General features: G+C 39.9%; 26 protein-coding genes. 11 read left to right on the forward strand and 15 right to left on the reverse strand.

The window, feature by feature from the left end:
• Nucleotides 1-38: 38 nt before the first annotated feature.
• The 3 genes from AC2IOM_RS18740 to AC2IOM_RS18750 form a co-directional block, all read right to left on the reverse strand.
• Nucleotides 39-257, reverse strand: coding sequence for a DUF6500 family protein (locus AC2IOM_RS18740; RefSeq protein ID WP_010558465.1), 219 nt, complete (start codon nucleotides 255-257; stop codon nucleotides 39-41).
• A 62-nt stretch (nucleotides 258-319) separates the two neighbouring features.
• Nucleotides 320-1,300, reverse strand: coding sequence for a nucleotidyltransferase family protein (locus AC2IOM_RS18745; RefSeq protein WP_486359732.1), 981 nt, complete (start codon nucleotides 1,298-1,300; stop codon nucleotides 320-322).
• Entirely contained in the window at nucleotides 1,293-1,709 is a 417-nt protein-coding gene (locus tag AC2IOM_RS18750; protein WP_486359733.1) for a GFA family protein, read from the reverse strand. Before AC2IOM_RS18750 ends, AC2IOM_RS18745 begins: the two co-directional genes overlap by 8 nt.
• 139 nt (nucleotides 1,710-1,848) lie before the next feature.
• Here AC2IOM_RS18750 and AC2IOM_RS18755 point away from each other — a divergent pair, with 139 nt between their 5' ends.
• The 4 genes from AC2IOM_RS18755 to AC2IOM_RS18770 all read left to right on the forward strand — a co-directional run bounded on the left by AC2IOM_RS18755 (nucleotide 1,849) and on the right by AC2IOM_RS18770 (nucleotide 5,478).
• Entirely contained in the window at nucleotides 1,849-3,078 is a 1,230-nt protein-coding gene (locus tag AC2IOM_RS18755; RefSeq protein ID WP_486359734.1) for an alpha/beta hydrolase, read from the forward strand.
• Nucleotides 3,079-3,292: 214 nt separating this feature from the next.
• Nucleotides 3,293-3,700, forward strand: a complete 408-nt coding sequence (locus AC2IOM_RS18760; protein ID WP_486359735.1) for a hypothetical protein — start codon at nucleotides 3,293-3,295, stop codon at nucleotides 3,698-3,700.
• Between the two features lie 126 nt (nucleotides 3,701-3,826).
• Nucleotides 3,827-4,204 carry a BlaI/MecI/CopY family transcriptional regulator gene (locus AC2IOM_RS18765; RefSeq protein ID WP_394225019.1) on the forward strand — a complete coding sequence of 126 codons (378 nt, stop codon included), beginning with the start codon at nucleotides 3,827-3,829 and terminating at the stop codon, nucleotides 4,202-4,204.
• Nucleotides 4,201-5,478, forward strand: coding sequence for a M56 family metallopeptidase (locus AC2IOM_RS18770; protein WP_486359736.1), 1,278 nt, complete (start codon nucleotides 4,201-4,203; stop codon nucleotides 5,476-5,478). Before AC2IOM_RS18765 ends, AC2IOM_RS18770 begins: the two co-directional genes overlap by 4 nt.
• 137 nt (nucleotides 5,479-5,615) lie before the next feature.
• Here AC2IOM_RS18770 and AC2IOM_RS18775 read toward each other — a convergent pair whose 3' ends face one another.
• From AC2IOM_RS18775 to AC2IOM_RS18800, 6 genes are all read right to left on the reverse strand, one after another.
• Complete coding sequence (locus AC2IOM_RS18775) at nucleotides 5,616-6,914, reverse strand: MFS transporter (RefSeq protein ID WP_486359737.1); 1,299 nt, start codon at nucleotides 6,912-6,914, stop codon at nucleotides 5,616-5,618.
• 203 nt (nucleotides 6,915-7,117) lie between these two features.
• Nucleotides 7,118-7,519: a GFA family protein gene (locus tag AC2IOM_RS18780; RefSeq protein ID WP_486359738.1), complete on the reverse strand. Its 402-nt coding sequence runs from the start codon at nucleotides 7,517-7,519 to the stop codon at nucleotides 7,118-7,120.
• A gap of 36 nt (nucleotides 7,520-7,555) precedes the next feature.
• Entirely contained in the window at nucleotides 7,556-7,978 is a 423-nt protein-coding gene (locus AC2IOM_RS18785) for a VOC family protein (protein WP_486359739.1), read from the reverse strand.
• A 117-nt stretch (nucleotides 7,979-8,095) separates the two neighbouring features.
• Nucleotides 8,096-8,905 carry an arylamine N-acetyltransferase family protein gene (locus AC2IOM_RS18790; protein WP_486359740.1) on the reverse strand — a complete coding sequence of 270 codons (810 nt, stop codon included), beginning with the start codon at nucleotides 8,903-8,905 and terminating at the stop codon, nucleotides 8,096-8,098.
• 10 nt (nucleotides 8,906-8,915) lie between these two features.
• The gene (locus tag AC2IOM_RS18795; protein WP_138629233.1) at nucleotides 8,916-9,419 is read right to left on the reverse strand and encodes a flavodoxin family protein; all 504 of its coding nucleotides are present in this window, start codon (nucleotides 9,417-9,419) and stop codon (nucleotides 8,916-8,918) included.
• A 105-nt stretch (nucleotides 9,420-9,524) separates the two neighbouring features.
• Nucleotides 9,525-10,517 carry an AraC family transcriptional regulator gene (locus tag AC2IOM_RS18800; protein WP_486359741.1) on the reverse strand — a complete coding sequence of 331 codons (993 nt, stop codon included), beginning with the start codon at nucleotides 10,515-10,517 and terminating at the stop codon, nucleotides 9,525-9,527.
• Between the two features lie 100 nt (nucleotides 10,518-10,617).
• On the opposite strand from AC2IOM_RS18800, the gene AC2IOM_RS18805 reads away from it, so the two are divergent.
• On the forward strand, nucleotides 10,618-11,046 hold the full coding sequence (locus AC2IOM_RS18805) for an SRPBCC family protein (RefSeq protein ID WP_486359742.1): 429 nt from the start codon (nucleotides 10,618-10,620) through the stop codon (nucleotides 11,044-11,046).
• Nucleotides 11,033-11,842, forward strand: a complete 810-nt coding sequence (locus AC2IOM_RS18810) for a sterol desaturase family protein (RefSeq protein WP_010558451.1) — start codon at nucleotides 11,033-11,035, stop codon at nucleotides 11,840-11,842. The genes AC2IOM_RS18805 and AC2IOM_RS18810 overlap by 14 nt, the downstream gene beginning before the upstream one ends.
• Here the strand turns inward: AC2IOM_RS18810 and AC2IOM_RS18815 are convergent.
• From AC2IOM_RS18815 to AC2IOM_RS18830, 4 genes are all read right to left on the reverse strand, one after another.
• Complete coding sequence (locus tag AC2IOM_RS18815; RefSeq protein WP_138629249.1) at nucleotides 11,839-12,561, reverse strand: substrate-binding periplasmic protein; 723 nt, start codon at nucleotides 12,559-12,561, stop codon at nucleotides 11,839-11,841. The two genes, AC2IOM_RS18810 and AC2IOM_RS18815, sit on opposite strands and share 4 nt — an antisense overlap.
• A gap of 203 nt (nucleotides 12,562-12,764) precedes the next feature.
• Nucleotides 12,765-14,114, reverse strand: coding sequence for a class II 3-deoxy-7-phosphoheptulonate synthase (locus tag AC2IOM_RS18820; protein WP_010558449.1), 1,350 nt, complete (start codon nucleotides 14,112-14,114; stop codon nucleotides 12,765-12,767).
• Nucleotides 14,115-14,190: 76 nt separating this feature from the next.
• Nucleotides 14,191-14,970, reverse strand: a complete 780-nt coding sequence (locus AC2IOM_RS18825; protein WP_100915862.1) for an ATP-binding cassette domain-containing protein — start codon at nucleotides 14,968-14,970, stop codon at nucleotides 14,191-14,193.
• Nucleotides 14,970-15,953 (reverse strand): FecCD family ABC transporter permease, encoded by a 984-nt coding sequence (locus AC2IOM_RS18830; RefSeq protein WP_486359743.1) that lies wholly within the window; start codon nucleotides 15,951-15,953, stop codon nucleotides 14,970-14,972. The genes AC2IOM_RS18825 and AC2IOM_RS18830 overlap by 1 nt, the downstream gene beginning before the upstream one ends.
• A gap of 116 nt (nucleotides 15,954-16,069) precedes the next feature.
• On the opposite strand from AC2IOM_RS18830, the gene AC2IOM_RS18835 reads away from it, so the two are divergent.
• Entirely contained in the window at nucleotides 16,070-16,933 is an 864-nt protein-coding gene (locus tag AC2IOM_RS18835) for a DNA replication terminus site-binding protein (RefSeq protein ID WP_486359744.1), read from the forward strand.
• A 6-nt stretch (nucleotides 16,934-16,939) separates the two neighbouring features.
• On the opposite strand, the gene AC2IOM_RS18840 is transcribed toward AC2IOM_RS18835, so the two are convergent.
• A complete protein-coding gene (locus tag AC2IOM_RS18840; protein ID WP_010558445.1) occupies nucleotides 16,940-18,157 on the reverse strand; it encodes a hypothetical protein in 1,218 nt (405 codons plus the stop codon).
• Between the two features lie 857 nt (nucleotides 18,158-19,014).
• On the opposite strand from AC2IOM_RS18840, the gene AC2IOM_RS18845 reads away from it, so the two are divergent.
• The 4 genes from AC2IOM_RS18845 (at nucleotide 19,015) to AC2IOM_RS18860 (ending at nucleotide 25,625) form a co-directional block, all read left to right on the forward strand.
• The gene (locus AC2IOM_RS18845; protein ID WP_486359745.1) at nucleotides 19,015-20,250 is read left to right on the forward strand and encodes an AAA family ATPase; all 1,236 of its coding nucleotides are present in this window, start codon (nucleotides 19,015-19,017) and stop codon (nucleotides 20,248-20,250) included.
• Nucleotides 20,251-20,263: 13 nt separating this feature from the next.
• Nucleotides 20,264-21,232, forward strand: coding sequence for a ParB N-terminal domain-containing protein (locus AC2IOM_RS18850; RefSeq protein WP_010558443.1), 969 nt, complete (start codon nucleotides 20,264-20,266; stop codon nucleotides 21,230-21,232).
• A 194-nt stretch (nucleotides 21,233-21,426) separates the two neighbouring features.
• Nucleotides 21,427-24,579, forward strand: coding sequence for a DEAD/DEAH box helicase (locus AC2IOM_RS18855; RefSeq protein WP_486359746.1), 3,153 nt, complete (start codon nucleotides 21,427-21,429; stop codon nucleotides 24,577-24,579).
• A 230-nt stretch (nucleotides 24,580-24,809) separates the two neighbouring features.
• Nucleotides 24,810-25,625: a BrxR family transcriptional regulator gene (locus tag AC2IOM_RS18860; protein WP_486359747.1), complete on the forward strand. Its 816-nt coding sequence runs from the start codon at nucleotides 24,810-24,812 to the stop codon at nucleotides 25,623-25,625.
• Nucleotides 25,626-25,638: 13 nt separating this feature from the next.
• Here the strand turns inward: AC2IOM_RS18860 and AC2IOM_RS18865 are convergent, their stop codons facing one another.
• A complete protein-coding gene (locus AC2IOM_RS18865) occupies nucleotides 25,639-25,881 on the reverse strand; it encodes a hypothetical protein (RefSeq protein WP_486359748.1) in 243 nt (80 codons plus the stop codon).
• Between the last annotated feature and the right edge of the window lie 31 nt (nucleotides 25,882-25,912).

The raw sequence follows: 25,912 nt of genomic DNA on the forward strand, positions 1-25,912 counted from the left end.
CAAAATACGTGTGTTAGCCTTACAGAATAGCTTTGTGCTTATTGCTCAGCTAGTACCATATTCTTAATTTTTGTCGCTTTTTCAAAATGATCAAGTTTATGTGTTTCAATCCACCACGTAGCGGCTTCCATTAAACGTTCAGGATCGTCGTTTTTATTGGCAAAAAACGCGTAAAATGACACGCCTACGTTATCGCCTTTCGCTGCAATTTTTTTATCGCATACTGAAATTATCTTTTGCCTAAGTTCCGCTCTCATTAATACATCTTCCTATTTATCGTTTAAAAACCAAGTTAAGCTGCACAAGCTGTAAACCCCGTTTACAGCTCTAATGTTAATTTTGGCCATTTTTCTAGCCACTTTTTGTTATTAAGTCGTGTTAAAAAAATAGCTTTTTCACGTTTGGGATTATACCGCAGGGTTAAATTAAATAACGACTCAAAACCAAACCCCGAGATAAAGGTAAGCTGATTCATATGGTTTAGTTTCACCGCAACGGCGGTTTCTTTTTCAGGCCAGTAACGCATCGCATCCACCAAACAACTGTAAGGGTTATCGTGATTTTTTATGTGAATTAACGCCTGATTTTTTACTTGCCAATTTACGTTTGGCATTAACTTAACTAAGCTTGCTTGATGATGTTTTGCAATATTGTGGTCTGTCTCGTTTTGGTCAAAGTAAATAACATCAACGTCATTTAAACCGCTTAATTTAGTTTTCCCATGAAGTTTGTCCCACACCAAGTTACGTAAAAAACCAGCCGCAATATACGCACTTGGTATATTAAGTTGGCGTACCGCATTAAGTGCTGACATCCGAAGTGGGTCGTCTAACACATCGCGTTCAAGCACGTGCTGATAACTATGATCACGAGGCCTTCGCATCAAATACTCAGCACAGTCTTCACCTACAACTTGAAAACCCAACTTCAAATACAACCCATATGCCGGGTTTTGTTTGATTACACTCAGCGCCACATCGAGCTGCTGCACTTTGGCGTTTTCAATCATTAACGCCATAACTTGGCTACCAAGTTGCTTATTTTGAAAATCAGGGTGGATTTGTAATTGATAAATGTAACAACACCCAGTTTCAAGCTGATTAGCAAATTTGACCATACCAACAATACTGCCATCGAAAACAATTAAGTGCGTTGCAGCAAATTGATAATTAACACGCGCTAAATGATCTTGCTCCGAACACGGCATACCCGCCTCAAGCAAATAGCTGTGCATGGTTAATTTTCGCAGCGATACTAAATAGTCAACGTCGCTTTGAGTTGCTTTTTGTAGGCTAATCATTTGAATTTGCTGTGCCGTAGGCGTTTGGATGCTGCAACCCATCATCGCCAATCTCATCCCACGACGCTTTTGAATCAACCCAAATATGATGTCGTACTTTAAACTGCTCAGCACCATGAGTGATGAGCCCTACCGGAATAAACTTTCGTTCACTGTCGTTATCGCCCGGTAATTTAGAGCCACACACAGCGCAAAACCACGTTTGCCAGTCGCTGTTTGGTTTTTTCCACGTTGCGATATGGTCTGCTCCGCTTTGCCATTTAAAGTCGGTATTAGCAACCACCAGCACACCAATACCATTTGTGCCTGTCGCCTTGCGGCAAATCGAACAGTGACACATGTAAATGTCTTTTACATCACGGGTTATTTCAAACTGCACCGCATTGCAATTACATGCCCCTTTAATCATCGCAACGACCTCAATCTGTGTTTTATCGTAATTATTTTCACTTTAAAGTAATTTAGGTAATGATCCTAGGGTCTGTTAATTTATCAAATTCAGCAGACCCAAAGCATACGGATAGAAACAACATAAAACAGGAACCCAGATGAAACGCTTTTTTCAGCTATTTTTAATATGTGTCGTATTTTTCGCAACAACCATTGAGGCACAAGCTCAACGTATCACTACAGCGTCTAGCACGCTAAATGAAGACAGAACAATCCAAGTATTACTGCCTGAAAGCTATGCGGCAAACCCCAATGCTACGTATCCCGTAATTTACTTGCTTGATGGCGACTACAATTTTAACGCGGTATCTGGCATGTTAGATATGCTCGCCAATAAAGGCGAACTGATTCCAAATGTGATTTTGGTGGCAATTGCTGATAAAGGCACTCAGTCATACCGTAGCTATATGACACCTAGCTTTAACGAGCAAAAAACGCCCGACAATGCGACAAAATTTGCCACCTATTTAGCCGAAGAAGTAAAACCTTATATTAGTAAACACTACCGCACAGCAAATAATCATATTTTGGTGGGTCAGTCGATTGGCGGGCTGTTTGTACTCAATACGTTAATTGAAAAGCCCAATAGTTTTAATCATTATATTGCGATTAGCCCGTCTGTTTGGGTTGGCGATAACGCCATCGTTAAAAAAGCCAACAACCAATTAAAGCAACAAAACGATACGCCAATTTCGCTTCATTTAGCCCTTGGCGATGAAACCCGCATGGGGCAATATGATTTTATTAATTATTTGGACTTAAACCCTAGCGCTAATCTAACGTGGCAATTTACCCATTATCCAGATGAAAATCATAACTCTGTAGGTTTAATTGCATTACGAAATAGTTTAAAAACGATTTTCAAAGGTTGGCACATCAATGAGCGTGAACTTGCAACAAAAGCGCCGCAGTCAACCATCGAGCATTATGCTGCTTTACAAGAGAAATGGCAGCTAAAACAAGCAATGCCCAATAGTGTCGCGCAAAGTTTAATGCGCTATCACTACCGCAATCAATTAGTTGATAACGTGCCTGATTTTATCGCATCAGCAATTGATATTTTGCCACAATCAAGTCAAGTTTTAGTAGCGAAACAAGCAAGTTACGCCGGTCATTTTGATTCGCCAAAGGCAGCGTTACGTATTCTAAAAGAAAGTGAAAGTCAGCATGGTGAATCAATAAGTCATTTAAAAGCAATTGCTGGCGTTTACGAACAACTCGGCGATAGTAAAAATGCGCAGCAATATTACAAAAAAGCCCTCTCGGTTGCGAAAAATCAAAACGCACAGCAATGGCAACTTAATATTTTGGCTGCAAAAATTAACTAGCCAGGCCTTTTGCTTAAAGGTTCGTTAACGATTAAAACTTGATAGATAAAATAGCTTCGTCACATTCCGCATATTGAGATTGGAAAAGTGACCACCTTATTAAGCGCCAAATTGGCGCTTTTTATTTGCGCTTTTATTGGCTCCCAGTCAATAACTAGATTTCACGTTAATTTGAATTACACTCAAAGAATGAAACTTAGCCAACTCCAATAAAATGGCAATTGAACACGGAACTTTCTCACTTACATTATTACCCAACAATATCATCGTGGCCGATGCAAAAGGGCCATGGAACATTGAAGCCGTTGATCATTACCATAACGACGTAGCTGCTATAGTAAATGGATTTGCCGGAAGCCCATGGCATCATATTGCGATTCTTCGTTGTGAAACGGTATTTATTCCACAAGTTATCGCACGACTTGAACAACATTTTTTGTGGCGCAAACAAAATAATGTACAGTCAGACACCACCATACTTACCGATAGCTTTAGCAAAAACATCTCTAAGCAACAAATAACACAAATCTTCGAAAAACTTGAAATGACGCATTTTTTTGCGAGCGATTTAGATACTGCACTACAGCAAATAGCAAAGCTAAAAGCTGTAACGAAAAATTAAGTACTTAATAATCAACTAACTAATTAAATAAATTAGCCAATCCATACATTCAATTTAAAAAACGCTTGTTATATCTACACATGTAGAGATAAGATATATCTACATTTGTAGATATAGAGAGATCTGATGGCACTTTCTAATTTTGAACTAGAAGTGATGCAACTTTTTTGGCACCACAAAGAGGCCAGTGCACCTGAAATTCATAAGCAAATCGCAAATACACGCGACGTAAAGTACAGCACCGTTAAAACGATTATCGACCGACTAGAAAAAAAGGGCAGTTTAAAGCGCAGCAAAACCCAAGGACGTACTATTTTTTACGCACCTACTACAGAAAAACAAAGCGTTAGCGTGCCGCTGATTAAAGACTTTATAAACAAAGTGTTCCTCGGTAAAAGCCGACCATTAGCGGCGCATATTTTAGAGCAAGAAGCGCTTTCAATGGACGATCTTGAATACTTAGAGTCGGTGCTTAAAGAACGTAAAAAGGACTTACAAAAATGATGTTTTACTTGCTGATCAACATAGGCATTTCGGTACTTGTGCTGAGCTTATTAGCATTTGGTAACGGGTCAAATAAAGCAAACTATCGCTTATCGGTATTTGCGCTTGTTACTTGGTGTATTCCCTACCCTATGCTCGCTAAATTACTACCAGCAGATGCATTGGTTAATCCAATTATTCTGTCGCAAACATTCAGCACAATAACCGCGCAGCAAACACGTCTTAATACTCATTTTATTGATTATCAGCAACTCAATTTAATGCTATTGCTTAGCTGTGTGTTGTTGGGTGGCGTGATATTTAGCACACGCTTGATACGACAGTTAAAAACACACGCACGCATTATTAATAGCGCATCATTTAGCTATTGCGACACCTTATCTAAGCAACATGCAGTGCCCGTTTACCGCGCTGAAAACGTGCCTAGTGGTATGCTTATGGGAGTTTTTAACAGCAAAATAGTGCTATCGAGCTCCATCACGCAAGCCAACCAAATCGCGCTTATTGTTAACCACGAAAAAACACACAAAGTACGTAACGATAACTTACGTTTGCTGTTCTTAACCTTAGTGGAGAGTTTGTTGTGGTGGAATCCTCTGGTTAAAAAGCTGAGCAAACAAACACGCTTTTATATTGAAGCCCTGTGTGATGAACAATGCGCACAACATTATGGCCATAAAGCATATCAGGCTGATTTTGCCGAGTTAATTTTACATCAACACCAAAGCCAGCAGCTCACTTTAAACTGCACGGCAACCTCAACTAAAAACAATAACATTCAACGACTAAAACGTCTCAAGGAACAAAGAGAAATGACTTTAAAAAACAAACTTACCTATACCATGTCGGTTACAGCGGCACTATTGTTAATAACATGGCACACACTTGCGCTAGCTGCACCAAACAGCGCTAACACTAAAAGTGAGCAAGGTGCTTTTGTAAATTTTGAAATTAACGTGACCGAACGCACGAGTGATCAAGCGATAAACACACACACGTCACAAATGACAATGTGGGTACATTTTAACGAAAAAGCAGCGTTTAATATTAGCGACAAATTTCATTTTAACTTTGTGGTATCTGAGAATAATGACGTTGCTGAAGTAGAAATGGCCATTTTAGAAGTAAGCGACGCGGGCGAAGAAATTGTAGCGCAACCAAAGCTCATTGTTGCATTCGACCAAGAATCAAAAATTGAAATTGATAATTACCAATTAAGTAACCACGCGTATTCTATTGCGTTTACACCAAGCCGAGGGCAAAAACCGGAATAAAACAGCTAGGTCTATTTATCAACTTAGAGCGTAGATAAATAGGCCTGTTGAGTCTTTGTGAAAAGTAAAACTAGCTTCGCTATTACGCCAATACAAACTTAAATCCAGCGAATAACGTACCTTAAAATCACACATAATTAGTCTTTTTTAGATACATTTTTCAAGCTAAAGCTCAGCGCAAATGCAATGCCACTAAAAAGCGCAAACGCTAACATCACCGCAAAAATTGAAAACTGCGCTAGTGCCCCGCTTAATAGGCCAATTAGTAACAGCACCACACCAATTAAACTATTACTGACCGAAACATAGTCAGTTCGTTTATTACCACCCGCCATATCGACCAAATATGTTTTTCGTGCTTGGCGCACACCTTCATGCACTACAAGTAGTACAAAAAACAAAGCAAGGTAAGGGGAAATACTGTCAACTTCAAACCAAATAAACAGTGCACTAAGCAAACAAATAATCGTATTTAAACTTGCGGTAAATGCCATTAGCCCTTTACTGTTCTTGTCTGCCAATTTACCCCAGATTCGACCACTAATAAGGCTTGCTATACCACCAAGTACAATTAAACTGGCTAACGAAACATAAGAAGAACTGGCTTGCTGCTCTGCCATTAAAACCAAGTAAGGAGCCGCTAAACCAGAGCTTATCATCAGGCTTCGTACCCACACAAAACGAGCAAAACCAATATCTTGCTTAAGTAGTTTTAAGTTATTTTTTGCAACCTCGAGCGCACTTTTGTCGTCGCTCTTATCGCCCTCATATTCTTTAATAAGCGCACAACTAAATGCACTTAATAAAAAACACACAGCGGCCAGCGCAAGTAAAGTAATCGACCCATCTTGTTCGCTTGAGCGCAGATATAACGCACCACCAAACACAATTGTAATTGCACCCGCAATGCTGGCGGCGGTACCACTTAATTTGCCACGTTTACTTTTATCAATGGTTTTACCCATCACATCTTTATTTGCGATAGAGGAAATAGCGCGTGCCAAACTAAATAGAATGGTTAAAACAACAATAGCGATACCAGCCACAGTGCCACTCAAACTTATTGCCGCAAACAGCAAAGCAAGTACCGCAATAGCCTGTAATACCGCGCCATAAACAAGATATTGCTTACGCGTTGCTTGGCGGCGAATATGCGCACCCAATACAATTTGTGGCAACATCGCGCCCGATTCACGTATTGGCACAAGCAGTGAGGTTAGAAAGATTGGCGCACCTGTGGTTGCCATTAACCAAGGCAACACCACTTTAGCGCTGGCGAGTGAATCGGCGATTTTGCTTAATACCAGCGACACAACAAACAACAGGTAATTACCGTTTTGCGCCTGACAGGCGTTATCGTCAAGTTCGTTACACTTGGACGAATTACTGCCGATGCGATTATGGAAACGCTCTACCCATTTTGAAAAATGCGTCATAAATCCTTAGAAATTCCGTTTTAATTAAGCTTATTACTACGAAAATATATACTATTTAGATCAGATACTTAACCTTTAGACTAGTTATTAAGCAAAGCAACTGATGCAATTAATTAAAACGGCAATCGCAAAACCTTTGCAAACACATTAACTAAATCTGTCGCTAAAACTCGCTTACTACGGCAAGTTCAAATTATGTCATATTATTTCGGCAAGCCGTTAAAACAAGGTGTGTGCGCAATATAATTAAACCAAGGCGCGCGGCTTTTAACAAAAATTTGCGCACTTGGAGACATGGGCACATCGGTATCTAAACTGCCAGCAGGGACCACAACACAATTTAAATCGTGATCGTGTGTTGGCAATGGCGAACCGCAATCGGTGCAAAAACTTTTAACATGCCGAGTGTTTAAATGTTGATAACGTTTTACCTGTGCCAGCCCTTGCAGCCAGTCTATCTGCGCATTAAATGCAAATAAATTGGCACCATGAGCGGTACCGGTTCCCTTTTTACAGCGCGCACAGTGACACAAATAAAATGCATTGAAACTACCGGTTACCGCATACTTAACTGCGCCACATAAACATGAACCTTGATGCTGCATACGCGTTTCTCCTAGCCGCTCTCTTTAGACTTACAATCAGCGTTCTCTATTTGCCATTGGGTGTTCAGCGTTTAATTGTAGTAAATCCCAACGATTTCCGTACAAGTCCTCAAATACGGCGACGGTGCCATAAGGCTGCTGTTGTGGCTCACGAATAAACGACACCCCAACCGATTTCATATGCTCATAATCGCGCCAAAAATCATCGGTATTCAAAAATAGAAAAACGCGCCCACCCGCTTGATTACCAATAAACGCATGCTGCTCAGGTTTTGATGCCTTTGCTAATAACAGTGCCGTACCGGTAGAGTTTGGTGGTGCCACAACAACCCAGCGTTTATCTTGTTCTGTCTGATAAGTGTCTTCTATCAATTCAAACTTAAGCTTATTTACATAAAAATCGATTGCTTCATCATAGTCTTTTACGACCAGTGCAATATTTACAATATTCTGTTTCATCACTTTTCACTTTTGCGGTTTTAGCTCAGATTATTTAGTTTAACGACAAAGCGCCAGCCAGTTAACTTAAAACAACAAAAGCGGCTAAAAAGCCGCTTTTGTTTGCTAAATGTCTTATCACCTTTCTCGATTAATAAACTCAAACAAGGTTTGCGTTTGTGCAAATGTTAGGTCCACTAAACACTGCTCTGTCAGTAGCGAATGTAATTGTTTCGCCGAGGTAATGGTAAATACCTCTTGCTGGTTATGTGCATCATCAAAAAAAGTAACTTGGTTATTCCTAATTAAAATGCGCTCGTTATCCATTATTCGTGATACCACTAGATTATTCACAAATGCCGCTTTTTCATGTTGCGAGCTATAAAAATGGCCAATATTGCAATCCATCTCGGTGAATTCACTTAAATCAAAACGATAAAGTGTGATCGGTTGGTCATTATTAGGCGCTAACGCCAAGCGATACGCTTGCTCGCCAGTTTGTTCAAGGCTATACCGACCATTTGGCGCATCAATCGTTGTAGTTTTTAATGGCACAATAAAGCGCGGGTTAAGCACGCCAAAGCCCACATCTACAATGTATTGTTTCCCTTGATACTCTAATAAAGTAACACGGTGCAAGCGGCCATTTTGCTCATTACCATCAAGTAAAACCCGTGTTATAAGTGGCCTAACCGTAAAACCAAGCGCTTTTAAGGCAAGGTAAAATACCTTGTTGTGTTCAAAACAATATCCGCCTCGTCGATTTGTTACTACACGGTCAAACAATGCTTCAGGTTCAAGTGATAAGTTTTCTTTTAAAATGACATTGGCGCTATTAAAAGGGAATGTCGCTATATGCGCTTTATAAAGCGCCGAAATAAGCGCTAGTCCTTGCAGTTGTGGTGCCACATTGAGCTGATTTAAATAATCTTGTACGTATTGTTCCATCAGTGTACACCTACTTATTTAGTGCCACGTTAAATTGCGCTAACACGGTGTTATCTAGCGAAAAACCGTCACGACAACTAGCATGTAGTTTCGCTGTGTACTGAATATCAAAATAATTAAACACTTTTGCGAAAAAGCCATCAAAAATAGGGCATAGCTCATCACTTGCCGATGTGGCCAAAACAAAGGCCTTTTTATTAGCAAACGCACGGGCTTTTGGTTTGAGTGATTGTACGTCTGTTAGCTCAGTGATCCGATCGATCAATTGTTTAATCGGGGCGGTAGGTGCATGCCAATACACTGGCGATGCAAAAATTAATTTATCGGCCGCTAAAATTCGCTCAACCAAGGCATAAAAATCGTCTTCTGGGTATTCATTTTGATAGTTGTATGGCGAGATCTGTAACGAGTCGATGTCGATCACATCCAATTGATGGTATTTCGCGACTTGCTCAATTAGTTTTGCTGTATTGCCTTGTTTATTTGCACTTGAAAATAACACTAACTTTTTCATCAGTTTAAAGTCCTTTTGCCAAAATTGTGCAGGTACTTTAAAAGCTCAAGTTGGGTTGAGGTAAAGCGTTTTTTTAAACTTTTTTATTTATCAAAAGCGAAAAAATCATAAATTACTTTTTAACAGTAACTTTTGATAGCGCAGCGGTGTTGTCGAAAACCACTTTTTAAACGCATGCGTAAACGATGATTGTTCTTGAAAGCCAAGCTCGTAGGCGGTTTCAGCAATTGTGTGCTGAGTTAGTAAAAAATCGACTCGCGATTTTCGCTCATCTGTTAATAATTCAATAAAGTTAGTATTTTGCTGTTTTAGTTTGCGCTGCAAAGTTCTTGGACTCATAAACAAAGCAGCTGCGATCCGATTTTGATCACAGTGTTTTAAGCTGCTTTTTGCTTTTAGCAGCAATATCACCTGCTCTTTTATATTTTCATTGGGTTGGCGTGCTTGTAGCTCTTTTTCAGATACTTGTATTAAGGCCTGAAACATTGCCTTGTTTTCACTTGTAAAGGGGATTGACAGTAACGCTTTAGAAAAAACGATGCTGTTTTTAATTGCGTTTATTGTCACATTACAATTAAACCAACTACTTAGCGTAAGCCGCTCATTATGGCTTAATTTAAAAGTAAACGTAATTTCATCAGGTTGATAGTGCTCACCAAGAATTTTGCGTACAGTGGCAACCCAAGCAGTGGTGTTTCTTAGCACCATTTGCTTACAATCGTCACTTTTAACATGCCAGTCTAGCTGAACTTGTTGATCTAAATGGCTCACTTTAGTTTCGCCAATATCCGCAACTAGCGAATCAAAACGAATAAGCGCCTCAATCGCTTGTTCTAGATTTTCACAGCTTTCAACCAAATAACCGAGCACACCATAATCTTTGGCTTGAATGCGTTTACCTAGTTCAAAACCAAATAAGCTTTGCTCACTTAAAAGCGCGCCGCAATTGAGCAAATCAATATAATGCTCCATTGTTACTTGGTGCGCGCTATCGCTATTACTCAGCGCAACACTTGCGTTATGCGCTGGTGGCTCTATGCCTAAATCATGTAAGTAGTGTAAAACGCTTTGCAAATACGCAATTGAAACCGATGCCATAATATTGTCGTAAAATAACAAAAACTATGACGTATTAGCGCAAGATAAACAGCTAAAGTCAAATTATGCTGCTAACAGGTGTTCATTAGCGTCATTTTTTATGATTTCTGTTCAATATCAAAAAACAATACAGGCCTCGCCAGATCAAATTTTTACTAAGTTGATTGATCACGAAAACCTTAATCAGTTTTTCAATGCGTCGTTCAAGGTTGTTAAGCCACAAAATAACAATGAGCCAATAGGTGGAAAAGGCTGCGTAAGGCAAATAAGCCTGTTGGGTATTACGTTTTTAGAAGAAATTATCCATGCCAGTGAACGTGAGATCCGTTATCGCGTATTAAACGACTTTCCTGTGAAAGATCATTTGGGCGTTATTACCTTGCTACCACATGGCGAGCACACAACCGTAACTTACACCATACAATGCAATTCACCTTGGTATTTACCTGGTGTTTTATTGCGCCGCATTTTGGCCAACGACATTCGCAATTGCCTTGATAAATTAGGAGCATATTATGATCCCAGTTGAACTTATTTTACTGGGGTTGAGCCCCGTTTTTATTATTTGTGTCGCGTTGGAGTTTAAAAAAGCGCGACAACACTACAATATAAAAGACAGCATTAATAACACCTTGCTGGCGCTGTTACACCAAGCATCAGATGCCGTGATATTACTGTTGTTAATGCCAATATTTTTATGGCTACATCAGTATGCTTTATTCGACATTAAACTCACCTTCACATCCTTGTTATTTGGTTTTATTTTACAGGACTTTTTGTATTACTGGTTTCATCGTGCATCCCACAATATTCATTGGTTTTGGCTGGCTCATGTTGTACATCACAGTTCAACCCACATGAATTTTACTACGGCATTTAGACAAAGCATTTTATATCCGATTGTTGGCATGTGGCTATTCTGGTTGCCGATGATTTTAATTGGCTTTTCACCGAGTTTAGTGTTCGCAATTGTGGCAATTAATTTGGCATATCAGTTTTTTGTTCATACTCAAGTGATAGGTAATTTAGGCTGGTTTGAAAAGGTATTTAACACACCGACCCATCATCGTATTCACCACGCCACTAACAGGCCGTACATCGATAAAAATTACGCTGGTGTATTAATTATTTGGGATAAACTATTTGGCACATTTGCACCAGAAGATAAGGCAATTACCATTAAATATGGCATTGTTGGTGAATTACCAAAAGACAACCCACTGAGCGCGAACTTTAAGCAATTAGGTGTTTTAAGAAAGCAGTTAAAGCAAGCTAACACCCTGCGAGCAAAGCTCAGCGCATTATTTGGGTATCCTAGTCACTAGTTAAGGTTAGTCGAATAAAGACGGGTGTATTTTGATACAATACGCGCTATCACACCACGCTCTGTAAGCGCATCGATAGCGGCATTGAGTTTGGGTAACAAATGCTGCTTTTGTTTATTGAGGCGTAATCTCAGTAACCCTTCAGTATGTAGCTTTTGGAAATCGAGATTTACATCGTAACGTTTACCCCAATAACTCGCCGTTAAATCGCCAATAAGAATGCGCGAAACACGCGCTTTTTTAAGTGCTAACACCAATTCTCTTTCTGATTTAAAATCAATGCGATTAAACAAGCTATCATCGTAGTAATAGTAACCCAGCACGGTGCCGATATTGTCGTGATTTAAGTGCGCAGTTTTATCCGCATCTTTTAACCCAACAAAATATTCTTTTACGGTAAACAAGGGCTTTGATAATACAAATTCAGGGCCAACTTCTTGGTTTGGAAACCATTCAGCACACACAGTATCAAAGTCGAGTTTGCCTTCTAATAATGCTTGGTTGGTACGCTTGGGCGGTAAATTAAGCTGCACGCCTTCGATTTTTGCCTCTACAAGAATAAGCGGAATAAGCTCACCAAGAATGCCTGGCGTTGCTTTATCGGGCATGTAGTAAGGCACCCAGTTGTTAGAACCAGACATGTTGTAACGCAAGCTGTTTTGCTCCGCAAACGCTGAAAACGTAAGCAAACTCAATGTAAGCAGTAAAATCCGTATCAAAATGCCTCCAATCTCCTTACCATCGATAACTCAAAACAACAAAAGCGATAAATATTAACAACCTATCGTTAAGCTTAGCGTAAATAAGCCTAACTGCGTAAATAAAATTAAACGATAATGAATATAAAATCGATCCATTTAGCCATAAAAAAAGGCCCATATTTAGGCCTTTAATGTATTTCTATGGTGATAAAAAACACCGCTTATTTGCGAGCGTCTTTTAATAAATCAGCCACTAAGAAGCCAAGCTCAAGTACCTGATCGGCGTTTAGACGCGGATCACACTGAGTGCGATAACGCTGTGCCAAGTCTTCTTCACATAAACCATATGCACCACCGGTACATTCCGTTACGTGTTGGCCTGTCATTTCTAGGTGAATACCACCTGGGTATGAACCTTCAGCTTTATGAACCGCAAAGAACTGGCTGATTTCACGCATAATATTATCAAAGCTACGCGTTTTATAACCATTGCTGGCTTTTTCAGTATTACCGTGCATTGGATCTGAACTCCAAATCACCTTACGCCCTTCTTGTTGTACTTTACGTACCAACGCAGGTAGTTTTTCAGGTAATACGTCCGCACCCATGCGTGTAATAAGCGTTAGGCGACCAGGGATGTTATCTGGGTTTACTGCATCAATTAAACGGATCAGTTCGTCAGGATCCATGCCAGGGCCCACTTTCACACCGATTGGGTTTTTAATGCCACGGAAGAACTCAATATGAGCGTGATCTAACTGACGTGTACGCTCACCAATCCATACAAAGTGCGCAGAACAATCGTACCAATCACCCGATAAGTGATCGCGACGTGTTAATGCTTCTTCATATCCAAGCAGTAGTGCTTCGTGCGATGTAAACAATTCAGTTTCGCGAATATTTGCAGAGTTACCTGATGTAATACCGCACACTTCCATAAACTGCAGTGCATCTTGAATGCGATCAGCAAGCTCTTGGTATTTGTTTTTAAGTGGGTTTGCCGCAACAAAACTCATATTCCAACGGTTTACTTGATGTAAATCTGCTAAACCACCTTGAGCAAATGCGCGTAACAAGTTTAATGTTGCCGCACTGTGATGATACGCCTGCATTAAACGCTGCGGATCAGGAATACGTGCATCTTCTGTAAATTCGAAACTATTAACGATATCACCGCGATAAGACGGTAGGCTAACGCCATCAATCGTTTCAAGATCAGCTGAACGCGGTTTAGCGTATTGACCAGCCATGCGCGCAATTTTAACAACAGGGCACTTACCGCCGTAAGTTAAAACAACCGCCATTTGCATAAGCGTTTTAAACGTATCGCGAATGCTCGCCGCGTTAAACTCTGAAAAGCTTTCTGCGCAGTCACCACCTTGTAGTAAGAAGGCTTTACCTTCGCACACATTCTCAAGATACTTAAATAAACTACGAGTTTCTTCTGCAAACACCAGTGGTGGTGCTGAATTTAACTGTGCTTCTACGTTTGATAATTGTTCAGCGTCTCTGTAATTCGGCTGTTGTTGAATAGGGAGATCTCTCCAGCTATTCGGGCTCCAAGGTTTCACTACATTTTTCCTCATTCCAATATAACCTCAGTTCCGAATTTACAGGGCTAAAATTAAATTTCAAGTGATAATTTGTTTAGTTCCATGATATTTGGTAATAAGCATTATTTTCATAACTTATTTGCGATGAATTAAGGCCAAAACAATCAACAAGATTCGAAATTTTAATATCTCGACCTGCTTTAAATTCGCCTATTAGCGAACCTTTTTTCATTAATAAACAGGGGTTTTGCGATTTTAAGGCGAAATTCACCTCATGATGAGAAGATAAAACACAAATTCGACTGCTAATATGTTCTAAGTAATCGATTAACCATAACGTATGTTTAATATCTAACCCGGTGAAAGGCTCATCCAACAATAATAAGTTAGCCTGAGGCTTTAGTTTTTCATCGCAACCAAGCAAGGTAGCCGTTAGATAACAGCGCTGACGTTCGCCGCCGGATAAAAACTGCAGCGGTTTTTCAAGTAAATCGGCCACTTCTAAGCCACCCACTACCGCATTGTTTTCAAGTAGCACTTTTAAACTCTCTATCTCGCTATCAAAACAAATTGCCAGCATTTCATAACCAGTAATTGAAAAATGAGCTTGGTTTTGCTGAGTTAAGTACGCCCGCTTTTGCGCTAATTGTTGAAGCGATAACGAGGAGTAGCAACTTCCGGAAATAGTAATCGCACCATAAACCTCGCTGTAGAGGCCTGCAATACAATCAAGTAAGGTTGATTTTCCCGCCCCATTTGCACCTAGTAAATGATAAAAGCCAGGGCTTAGCGACAACTCAGATACCTGAACCGTAAAACCATTAAACGGGTTTAACAATAAATCGCTAATGCTTAAACTGATAGGCGCTGTCATTACATATGGTTCCTATGCGCAAAGTGCTTAAACAACACCAAAATAAATAACGGACCACCAAGTGTTGCACTTACTAGCGCCAAAGGTAAGTTAGTACTCATTAGCGAACGAGATAAAAACTCGATAAACACCATAGTCGTAGCGCCAACGAAGCATAGTTTAGTGATTAAATGCTTGTTGTCATTTCCGAAAATCATGCGGCATGCATGGGGAACCAGCAAGCCTAAAAATGCCACAATACCACCTAGCGATACCGCAATTGCCGTTAATAAAGCAGCAACCGACAAGCACTCTAAGCGCAAGCGTTTTACGTCGATACCATGCAATTGTGCATTTCTATCGCCGAGATAGACAAAATTAAGTGTGCGACTGCGACGCTTTAATAAAGAAACAATTACACCAGTTGCTGCAAGTGTTACCAGTGCGCTGGTCATAGTGACATGTTCAAAACTACCGAGCATCCATACACTAAAAATGCGTAACTGATCGTTATCTGAATAAAAAATAAACCAACTAGAAATCGCTGATGTAATAGTGGTGATACAAATACCTGCCAAGATAATTGCGAGGCTGGCATAATTTCCAAGCTTTTTCGCGATCAAAAAGATCACACTTATTGCCAATGCTGCACCGCATAGGGCAAATAAAAACATGTAGAACACACTAAAATCAAAGGCACTTGATATCAACCCCGCCGCACCTAAGATAACAGCAAGCGATGCGATACCTGAAATGCCAAGTAAACTGGGTTCAGCAAGCGGATTAGCTAACAGTAACTGAAACAAATGCCCAGCAATCGCCAAACAGATCCCTACTGTTATAGCAGTAATAATTTTTGCTAAACGTAAATCAAATAAAATCACTTTATCGATTTCGCTTAGCTGCCAAGGCAGAATAGTTTTACCGCCATTGAGCCCAATAAAAAGGCTCAATAAAATAGCAATAAACCCAACACCGTACGTAAAAATAGCGTGTTTGCGCATGAAACAATTTAACTGATTGGTAATACTGCGTTTATATCAGAAAATGGCGCATAAAGCTTGTGCTTGTCGGCAACAGTAAATACCATCAAACACTCAATATCGCTAGAGATCAAAGAATGAATAAACGTTTTTTACTGCGCAGCCACTTTGATAAGTGCACTCAACTAATTGAACAATTACAACACGCGTTAGTTAATTCAGATCTCGCATTTTGTAATTATTATCAACTGCCAAAAGTCAAAGAAGCGGAAAACCACCGTCCTCCCTCTGAAATTCCCGTCACTCCTTTTGAGGGATTAGATGCGCTCAATAAAAGTTGCTCGGCATTTAAAGATGTATTTAAACAGCCCGAGTTAAGCGGAAAATTATTGACTCGTCATCCTGGGGTGATTGGTATTAAAGGGGATGCTCCCGAAATACGAGCACTTATTAGCGCAATTAATCAAGAAAAACAGAATTTTAAGCAAATTGTATTATCAGAAAAAAGCAAAGACGCCCGTTTTGAACTGGTTCACAGTGCAATTCCCAACTTGATCACCCTAGCGTTTTATCGTCAGATCTTTTGTGAAAGCCGCAGCGCGTATTCAGTGCGATTTACTTGGATGCATAAACATTCGATTCAACACTTAAGCGCAAAACAGGCACTTACCTTTTTACAGCAAAACCAAAGCCATAAACCAATAATCACGCAAGATAAAGCAACATGGCAAGCAATGGTTGAACAAGAAAAACAACGGATAGTAGGTTTAAGTGAAAATAAAAAGCTACGTATTCGTCGCCCTATTCGGGTGTCACCCCAAGTAAACGTGCGATTTAGCGCCAGCGATCGCTATCATGTTAGTGCAGCACTGCCGTTTATTTTATTTAACGCTGACAAGGTTACAAAAATTGGCAAGCTTAGCGATTATGCTAAAAAGCCAGATACACGCGCAAAAAAAAGTCGCTACCTAATTGAGCGACTTTTCTTAGAAACACCGTAAAAGCGTTTAATCTTCAACGATTTGTACAATATCTTCTTCGTTGTCAATGACAATAGCGTCATCGGCGATGCGTTTACCACTTTGAATTTCCAAGCGTTTCTTCTGTTTGTTCAGGCTCAGCATTTCTTCACAGAAATCATCTGTTGGAAACATTTCATAAACGTAATCAACAATTTTGCCAGACTTATCATCTTTAACATTATCAATGGTGTAGTCTGAAATTACCCCTTTACTGATCAAATCTTTCATCGTTGTCGTCATATCACGACGCAAGGCTTTAAGTTTGTTCTCAGTAATTTCTTCATCACCTGTAATTGATCCGTACTTTTCCATAATCGACAACAAACGGAAGTGATGTGTTTTTCCTGGAGCAGCATAACGCCACAAATGGTAAAGACGTAGCATCATCCAACGTGATAAACCACGTTTAAGCTCTTGTGCTCGGTTAAAGTAATAGCCTTTGTATTCAAGGTTATCGATCATGTTGTGAACGAAGGCATTAAGACAAGCAACACACTTAATATTACCGCCTTGACCTTTTTTACCGCTAAAATGCAACGATGATAAAAAGTTCATATTCGACTCATAAAACGAGTCATCAACATCAGTATTTTTGGTATCTTTCGCTGAATATTTAAAGCTCAGCTTAGAGCCTTGCAGCGCCTCTAACGCCTCTTTAATTTGAGGGTAAGGCATTGACTGACCAACACTTTTAAGTTCTTGTGCCAGCTCGTTCATAGAGAATACAACCGCGTATTGAATACCCGATTTAAAGTTAATTTTTACAATTTTGCCTTTTGAAGCAAGGCGGATAAGGGCACGCTCTACTTTTTCTTCGCGATCAGATGGCCAGACTAAAAATTCTTTTTCTTCACCCTGCTGCTTGGTACTAACAACCGCAGGCGTAATTTTTAATTCGCCTTCGTATTGAATACCATCAATGCGTTCAGAGATACGTCGAGTAACAATCGTTCTGCCCGGCGCTTCTTCAACCGGCAGTTTTTTATGACCTGATCGCACAAAACGGCCCCAAAGATCATAATGATTAAAAGTGTTTGAGTACGCGCGAAGATCGTGGCGAGCGTTTTCAATAGGAACACGAACATCTTTATTATCGGTAAACAATGCCAAATTTTCATTATCAATAGCGCTTTCAACGCCATGGATCTGCCCACGTAAGGTATCCGGCAAATTCTCAACCGAGATATTTACTTTGTTAGACATTCAAGTTCCCATCTAAATTTTTATTATCTGTTAATATCATCACAGATCATTACTAAAGTTAATTAAATTAGTTAGTAAAATTGTGATCTGGCCTCGTTTTTTTTGCTCAGATCAAATTTTTACCAACTAAAAATAGATAAAACGAAATAAACATGGCAGTTTCGTGTAAAAAACACACAGACAAATCAAGTTTTGACGTACTGGGATCACTTTTTTACTAACAAATCGTTTTCAGAACGATATTTTACCAACTCAAAGCACGATTTATTAGTATAAATAGCGTTTTTTTTAGAGAAACAGGCCCTGAGTTGGTAAAAATCCGTTCTGAGCCAGTAAAAATGGGCACTCAAAATTTAAAATGTGGATAACTCAAGATCGAATTAGTAGGGATCTGATCTCAACCAAGTTAGGATCCGATCTTAATTAACACGATCTAAGCAATTCCTTAAAAAATTGCACAATTACAAAGCGTTATCTTAGTAAAAAGCTGATCTAAACGGCCTTTTTTGTGAATTGTGCTGTGCATAAACTGTACATTAACGGTGAATATAAAAATTAGTCGGTAAAAGAGTGATCTCGCTGTAGATATAAAACGGATCTTTACCAAGTATAAAGTCGATCCGAAAAAAAATAATAAAATGATGTTTTACAAACAGTTAGATCAACTATTCACAGCTCTAACCTTAAATACCTTAGTATTTAACCACCTTTAAACTTATTTCTTATTCTTTAAGTAAAATTATAACGCAATAAAACAGTATTTTTTTCTTTCAATTAAAACGATGTCGTCATAGAATAGTGAAAACAGCAAATTTAATGGACATTTGCATATTACACGTAAGTGTTAAGGTTTAGCTATGACAATCACTCAAAATGCGTTAAGTACCTATAAGCTATTAAAGGCCACTGCAAAAGTAGCTGAGGAATCTCTTGAAGGGCGTATTCAACATTATCGCGCTCATATTAAGACAGATGACAAAGAATTAAGAACGTATACGCAAAAAGCAGCTGCGGACTTATTAGGATGTAACAACCGCACGCTTAAACGTCGTCATGACCAAGGCGATTTTGACCACCTTGATATTAAGAAAGGGGCAAATGGTCATTATGCTTATACACTAAGTAATATTTATCAAATGGCCGATATCTTAGGTATTCCTGCAGATAATCGCGCTGAAGGTGATAAATTACAGGTTATTGTTGTTAACTCCTTAAAAGGTGGCTGTGGTAAAACCACAAGTCTCGTTAATATTGCTGCTGCATTAGCAACAACAAATATTAAACGCTACCGCATAGGTATTATTGATCTTGACCCACAAGGATCCTCTACAAGCTTCTTTCCACCAGCAGAGCCTGAGCCAATTACCGTTGGCGATCTGATGCGTGATTGTATTGATCTTGAAGACGGTGAGACATGGGCTGATGTAGTATCAAGTGCATTTGCGCCAACGCATATCCCCAATATTCGCTTTTTACCGTCAGGTATGGACGACTTCTACTTTGAGCACGAAACTGCAACAGAGCTAAAAGAAGGCAAAGGGTATGAAGAATCACAGCATTACCATAAGTTGCTCGATAAAGTGATTAAACCCGTTGAAGATCAATTCGATATTATTCTGATCGACACAGCACCATCACTTAATTTTATGTTTTACAACGCATTAATGGCATCAACATCAATGTTAATACCGGTTCACCCAGAAGCGGTCGATTTTGACGCTAACAACAAGTACTTAAAGCGTTTAGGCGAAATTTATCATACGGTTGCGGCATTGGGTCACAATGGTTGGGACTTTATGCAGTTCTTGGTAACTAACTATGTCAAAGGCAATCACTCACAGCGCGATATTGTTAAAGATGTGCGCAGTGCGTTTGGCCGTCAGGTGATGAGTTATCCGATTAATCATAGCTCTGCAATTACCGCAAGTTCCTCGTCTTTCAATACAATTTTCGATCAAAAAACATCTGACAGTCTCGCCAGTCGCGAGTCTTTAATAAAATCACAAGAAAACATCAAAGATGTGGTTGATGAACTAGAAATGTTGATCCGTTCAAACTGGTCGTCAACACAATGTCAGTTAGAAACAGCTTAATTTAGGTTTTACAATGGCAAAGAAACGTAAGAATGATACTCGCATCGATCCATTTGCAACAACAGTGGAGTCGAGCAGTTTAGACGCTTTATTAGAAAACGCACAAGCCGGTGATCAAATCACTATGCCTGCACCATCGGATCCTAACCGTGAAATTAAACTGTACTGCAAACTGATCAAAAATGCAGATATTGCAAAAAGTACAGACGTTTATGGTAAAAACCGCCGTGTACAAGCGTTACTGAACGAAAAGTCAGTCGCTGATATTATTACAAGCATCAAAAGCGATGGCCGCAACCAACACCCTGCCCTTTGTTGGCAACAAGGTGAACAAGAAGTGGTACTGGCAGGATCGCGTCGTCGTAAAGCGTGTATGATCTCTGGCAGTGATTATCTGGTACTCAGCTCGCCAGATTTTACAGATGAAGATGCAAAAATTTTAGCGGTGTCATCTGATCAGTACATTGCGCCAAGTTTATGGGAACTAGGCCAAGCTTACGCACAAACAAAACATGATTTAATTGCTGAAGGGCGTAAAGGCTCTTACCGTGAACTGGCTGAAATTGAAGGTGTTTCGCACACAGCGATAGCTGATGCATTGAAAGCCTATGAAAAACTGCCACAAGAAGTATTATCGCTTTACCCTACTGCAAACCATGTAGGCCGCGAAGTCGCTAAAAAGTTAATTGATGCCCGCGAAAAAGACCCGCAACAATTTGCAGAAAAAGTGGCTGACGTTAAACAGCGTTTAGCTGAGCTAGCGCTTGATACTGATGATAAAACAGCTCTAGCAATTACTCGTGAATTAACGTACGCAGAGCCAGTTAAATCAAGCGCTCGTCAAAATATCGATATGGGCAATAGCTACATTAGCGCGCAAAAACACGAAAAGAGCGGTGATGTTGTGATTAAAATTGATAATCGCGTACTGACCGACAAACGTTTAGAGCAATTAACTAAGCTACTTGCTAACTTTAACTAGGTTAGTTGCTAACGTTAACCAAGTACGACTCGCAATAACGAGTAGTCACTTACACTAAAAGCGTGTTTACAGCCCTGTAAGCGCGCTTTTTAATGTCAATTTTTAACCATTCGCTAATCGATATCATAAATTCGTCATAAATCGCCAGAATTCGCTTTGCCCGCAAGCTAAATAACCATATACTGGCAGAATTATTGATTTTTTATAGCCCCGATATGTCACAGCGCTTGTCAAAAAACGATTTACTCGCCTTATTTGATGAAATAAAAAACGAGGAGCTGGCCAGTTTTCCACTAACTGAGTCATTCTTAAAACGTTTTTTTAAGCCTGCTGTGTTCAATAAAGCGAAAGATTACCTTAGTCATGACCTTGTCTTATGGCGTGAAGCCACCGAAGGCTTTAAATCAATCAATGGTGAAGTAGCTAACCAAGAAGGCGAAACTTTCTACCCACAAGCAACCATCAAACAACTTAATGGCCAACCTAAAGTAACCACATCGTGTTCGTGTCGTTTAGGGCAAAAATGCGAACATATTGCGGCAGTGTTCTTATCATTAAAAACTGAGCACTCGGGTGAATTTGGCAAGAACTACTTACTGCATGATTGGTTTACGCGGTTAGAGTCGCTGAAATCTAAATCTGAAAAGCACGCGCCTAATGTGTTGTTATTTAGTTTAGAGAAAAATGGCGACGACATCGTGTTATTGCCTAAAATCGCCCCGCGTAGCGAAAATCAGTACGGACTAGGTCGCGCACTTACGGCCAAACAACTGAGCTCGCAGGTCACACCAAAAGATCTCGATGAAAAAGACTTTCGACTATTTAGTTGGATCCGATCGCAAAATACGTTAGGTAAACTGACGCTACATGGTGAATGGGGCGCGTTGGCACTGGCAAAACTCGTTGAAACTAAGCGCTGTTATTGGGGCGATGAGCGCACTCCGCTTAGCTTAATTCATAAAGAGCCACTGGCTATAGATTGGCAAGAAAACGATTTGGGGGCGGAACTTAAATTAAGCATTAATACTCACCAAAATTGGGTATTAGTGCCGACCACACCACCCTATTTTGTTGATTTAGAGACAAAACAAGTTGGTGAAATAGATACCAGTCTTGCCAGTGACGAAATGAGCTTATTACTGACCATGCCTGCGGTTGAAAAAAACAGTTATGCCCAAGCGCAGGATAAACTTAACGGTTTGTACGGTTTTGGCTTTGTGCCGTATTTGGTTGATAGCGACAGCCAATCAACCACCCCACAGCCTTGCTTACGTTTTGAATTAGTGGACGAACTGCCAACACTGGCGCTTAGTTTTAATTACAAAACTGCCGTGCACAATGGCGCGTTTGAAAACACGTGTATTAATCAGCTTAACAACTATGGCTTAGAGCTTGTTTCTAGCGAAGCTAATACGCGATACTTTCGTTTTCCACCGGCCAATGAAAACCAAGTGCAATGGCACTGGTTTATCAATGAAGTATGCGATGAACTAAAGAGTCATTTGTGGAAAGTAAGCGAGCCGACTAAAAAGTTACACATGCCGTCAGAGGCAAAGTTAGTTGCCAATTTATCGCGTGTTGCAAATAACAAACTGCAACTTGATGTTAATTTCTCGGTTGATCAGCTAGTACTTGATTTTAATTTGTTGCGAGAAAAAGCAGCGTTAATCAATAACAAAGCGAACAAAGGTTATTACATAAATTATCACCAAGACCGTTGGCTTGTGGTAAGCCGCAGCGATGCGCTAAATCTAAAACAGGTGATTGATCAGTATTATGGTGAAAAACGCTGGCCTAAGCGTTTTACCTTGCCATTGTCGGCGCTTACGTTGCTGCGTGTGTGCGATAGTGCAATGTTTATCATCGAAGATAAGCAACTATCTGAATTGTTTTATCTAGAGCACAGTGAGAGCAGTCTTACGGCAAGCTTACCAAACGGCCTAAACGCCACGCTACGCGACTATCAGTTAAAAGGTCTGGCTTGGCTACAGTTTTTAGAGAAACACGGTCTAGGTGGCATTTTGGCTGATGATATGGGCTTAGGTAAGACGATTCAGGTACTTAGCTTTTTACTCAGCCAAAAAGAAGCAAAACGCAGTACTTTGCCTAGTTTAATTATTTGCCCAACTAGTTTGGTAAACAACTGGCTGCTTGAAGCTGAAAAGTTTACACCTGATTTAAAGCTGGTTGCCGTTCAAGGCGCGAATCGTAAAAAGCTGTTAGCTAAAGCGGCAACGGCCGATGTGGTCATCACCAGCTTCCCATTGTTATTGCGCGATCATGAACACTATTTACAGATGCACTTTGGCAATATTATTTTGGATGAAGCGCAAACCATTAAAAATTACCAATCAAAAGTATCGCGCTTTGCTAAGTCATTGAAAGGTGATTTTCACTTGTGCTTAAGCGGCACGCCGGTAGAAAACAATTTATCTGAACTTAAATCGTTATTTGACTTTGCTATGCCGGGATTACTTGGCAGCACCGCATATTTTAAAAACCATTTTCAACAACCCATCGAGAAAGAAAATAATGCATATCGGGCCGAGCAATTAAACGACATTATTGCCGGATATGTACTGCGCCGAACGAAAGCGGAAGTTGCTAAAGAACTTCCAGCTAAGTCGGAAATGGTAAAAGTGATTGAGCTTTGCGATAGCCAAAAATCCCTGTATCAAAAAGTCAGTGAGCAAATTGAATCAAAAGTTAAATCGATCTTTGAAGCCGGTGAGCAACAAGCTAGTAAGTTACTGTTTTTAGAGTCGTTATTAAAACTTAGGCAAATATGCTGCGATCCGCGATTAATCAGTAAGTCTACCGATCCAGACGAAGCAATTAACAGCGCTAAATTAAACTATTTAGCTAATACACTGCCTGAAATGTTAAAAGAGGGGCGAAAAGTCATTATTTTCAGCCAATTCACCAGCATGCTGTCGCTTATCGAGCAAAAGCTTAGCGAAATTGGAATTGATTACAGCCTACTAACAGGCCAAACTCGCCACCGTCAAAAAGCCATTGATAAGTTTCAGCAAGGTGATGTCAGCGTGTTTTTAATTAGCTTAAAAGCCGGTGGTACAGGGCTTAATTTAACCGCGGCTGATACCGTTATTCACTACGACCCTTGGTGGAATCCAGCGGTTGAGCGCCAAGCAACCGATCGCGCTTACCGTATTGGCCAAGATAAACCTGTTTTTGTTTATAAACTGATTTGCCAAAACAGTATTGAAGAAAAAGTACAGCGTATGCAGCAAGAAAAAGCCGCATTAGCCGAGCGCTTTTTCGATAGCAATAGCCACGGTTTTTCTGATTTTAGTGAACAAGATCTACTGCAATTAATTGGATCGTAATTTTTTTAAATAAATTTGAACTTAACGAAAAACGGTAAGTCTATTACTACAGATGACATATTGACTTTGCTGTTGTTGTCTCAATCCATCCCTGGATTAAATGATTTCCCGTTGATTACTAAGTTAGTAATTTTTGGCCAGCCCCATTAAACAATGTGGCTGGCTTTTTTCATTTTATTTGGTCAAAATAGTTTCAAATAATAAAAATTGCGTCATCAAAGGCATACACAATGCGCTGGGAAGATATAAAACGCTATCAAGTAATTGAAGCGCTTTTATTATGGGAAGGTAAGCTAAATGCTCGCCAACTTATGGATTACTTTGAAACGAGCCGCCCCACGGCACAAAAATACATTTCAGAATACAAGCAGCTTAATCCAACTGGATTTGAGTTTGTGAGTCAGCAACGTGCACACATTGCCAATGCCGATTTTACGCCGCAATTTATTGATTTAGAATTCTCAAGCTATCACGCGCTTTTTAATAATCAAGGCGAGCATGCAGTGACATCGCTTGTTGAAACATTACCGCAGGTACACCGCAATATTAGCCCGCAATTAGTCAGGCCTATCCTGCAAGCAATCCGTTATCAATTACGTTTAGATATCGGCTACATTTCACTTTCGAGCCCTGAATTTGAAGACCGAATTATTCAGCCCCACAGCTTAGTATTTGACGGTACACGTTATCATGTTCGTGCATTTTGCGAGAAAAACCAAGACTATCGCGATTTTGTGTTGTCCCGTTTTTCGGGGGAATTCGCATTTGAGGGAGAAGCCACGTTTGATGAAGCGCATGATACGCTGTGGCAAACTGAAGTTACGCTCGTGGTGTGTCCGGATCACCGTTTAACTGAGTTGCAAAAAAAGGTGATTGCACACGATTACCAAATGACAGAGCAAAAATTAGAACTTAAAACTCGCGCCGCTTTGTTAAAGTATTTGCTCCAACATTTACGACTGGATATTTACCAAGCGGCCGCTGAGCAACAGCAAATCGTGATCGATCCTGAATGTCGAAAACTGCTTGCACCATACATTAGTTAATTCTAAACGCATCTTAAAAAGCCATAAGGGTTAAATAAGGGATCATTAATATACCAACAAAAGTAACCGCACCCAGAGCGTTACTCTGCAATAAGGCTAAAAGCTGCTGATTTCGGGCTGTTCTCGCTTCGGAACATTGTTTTACTAACTCTGAAATTTGGTACTCTTTTACTGCGCTTTTTATTAATTGCTGCTCTACTTTTAAGAGTTTTTTATAGCAGTTTTGTGCGCTTAAAAAATTATCTAATGTATTCATAATAAAGCCTTTTTATAATTCAATTCGTTTG

Source organism: Pseudoalteromonas sp. NS-SX12, assembly GCF_057367955.1.

Bases quoted from the DNA above. Each gene is read 5' to 3' on its own strand.
- AC2IOM_RS18830 (WP_486359743.1), bottom strand. From the start codon at position 15,953: ATGCGCAAACACGCTATTTTTACGTACGGTGTTGGGTTTATTGCTATT.
- AC2IOM_RS18785 (WP_486359739.1), bottom strand. From the start codon at position 7,978: ATGAAACAGAATATTGTAAATATTGCACTGGTCGTAAAAGACTATGAT.
- AC2IOM_RS18860 (WP_486359747.1), top strand. From the start codon at position 24,810: ATGCGCTGGGAAGATATAAAACGCTATCAAGTAATTGAAGCGCTTTTA.
- AC2IOM_RS18760 (WP_486359735.1), top strand. From the start codon at position 3,293: ATGGCAATTGAACACGGAACTTTCTCACTTACATTATTACCCAACAAT.
- AC2IOM_RS18825 (WP_100915862.1), bottom strand. From the start codon at position 14,970: ATGACAGCGCCTATCAGTTTAAGCATTAGCGATTTATTGTTAAACCCG.
- AC2IOM_RS18800 (WP_486359741.1), bottom strand. From the start codon at position 10,517: ATGGCATCGGTTTCAATTGCGTATTTGCAAAGCGTTTTACACTACTTA.
- AC2IOM_RS18755 (WP_486359734.1), top strand. From the start codon at position 1,849: ATGAAACGCTTTTTTCAGCTATTTTTAATATGTGTCGTATTTTTCGCA.
- AC2IOM_RS18805 (WP_486359742.1), top strand. From the start codon at position 10,618: ATGATTTCTGTTCAATATCAAAAAACAATACAGGCCTCGCCAGATCAA.
- AC2IOM_RS18850 (WP_010558443.1), top strand. From the start codon at position 20,264: ATGGCAAAGAAACGTAAGAATGATACTCGCATCGATCCATTTGCAACA.
- AC2IOM_RS18810 (WP_010558451.1), top strand. From the start codon at position 11,033: ATGATCCCAGTTGAACTTATTTTACTGGGGTTGAGCCCCGTTTTTATT.
- AC2IOM_RS18750 (WP_486359733.1), bottom strand. From the start codon at position 1,709: ATGATTAAAGGGGCATGTAATTGCAATGCGGTGCAGTTTGAAATAACC.
- AC2IOM_RS18780 (WP_486359738.1), bottom strand. From the start codon at position 7,519: ATGCAGCATCAAGGTTCATGTTTATGTGGCGCAGTTAAGTATGCGGTA.
- AC2IOM_RS18745 (WP_486359732.1), bottom strand. From the start codon at position 1,300: ATGATTAGCCTACAAAAAGCAACTCAAAGCGACGTTGACTATTTAGTA.
- AC2IOM_RS18775 (WP_486359737.1), bottom strand. From the start codon at position 6,914: ATGACGCATTTTTCAAAATGGGTAGAGCGTTTCCATAATCGCATCGGC.
- AC2IOM_RS18795 (WP_138629233.1), bottom strand. From the start codon at position 9,419: ATGAAAAAGTTAGTGTTATTTTCAAGTGCAAATAAACAAGGCAATACA.
- AC2IOM_RS18845 (WP_486359745.1), top strand. From the start codon at position 19,015: ATGACAATCACTCAAAATGCGTTAAGTACCTATAAGCTATTAAAGGCC.
- AC2IOM_RS18770 (WP_486359736.1), top strand. From the start codon at position 4,201: ATGATGTTTTACTTGCTGATCAACATAGGCATTTCGGTACTTGTGCTG.
- AC2IOM_RS18740 (WP_010558465.1), bottom strand. From the start codon at position 257: ATGAGAGCGGAACTTAGGCAAAAGATAATTTCAGTATGCGATAAAAAA.
- AC2IOM_RS18865 (WP_486359748.1), bottom strand. From the start codon at position 25,881: ATGAATACATTAGATAATTTTTTAAGCGCACAAAACTGCTATAAAAAA.
- AC2IOM_RS18790 (WP_486359740.1), bottom strand. From the start codon at position 8,905: ATGGAACAATACGTACAAGATTATTTAAATCAGCTCAATGTGGCACCA.
- AC2IOM_RS18835 (WP_486359744.1), top strand. From the start codon at position 16,070: ATGAATAAACGTTTTTTACTGCGCAGCCACTTTGATAAGTGCACTCAA.
- AC2IOM_RS18840 (WP_010558445.1), bottom strand. From the start codon at position 18,157: ATGTCTAACAAAGTAAATATCTCGGTTGAGAATTTGCCGGATACCTTA.
- AC2IOM_RS18765 (WP_394225019.1), top strand. From the start codon at position 3,827: ATGGCACTTTCTAATTTTGAACTAGAAGTGATGCAACTTTTTTGGCAC.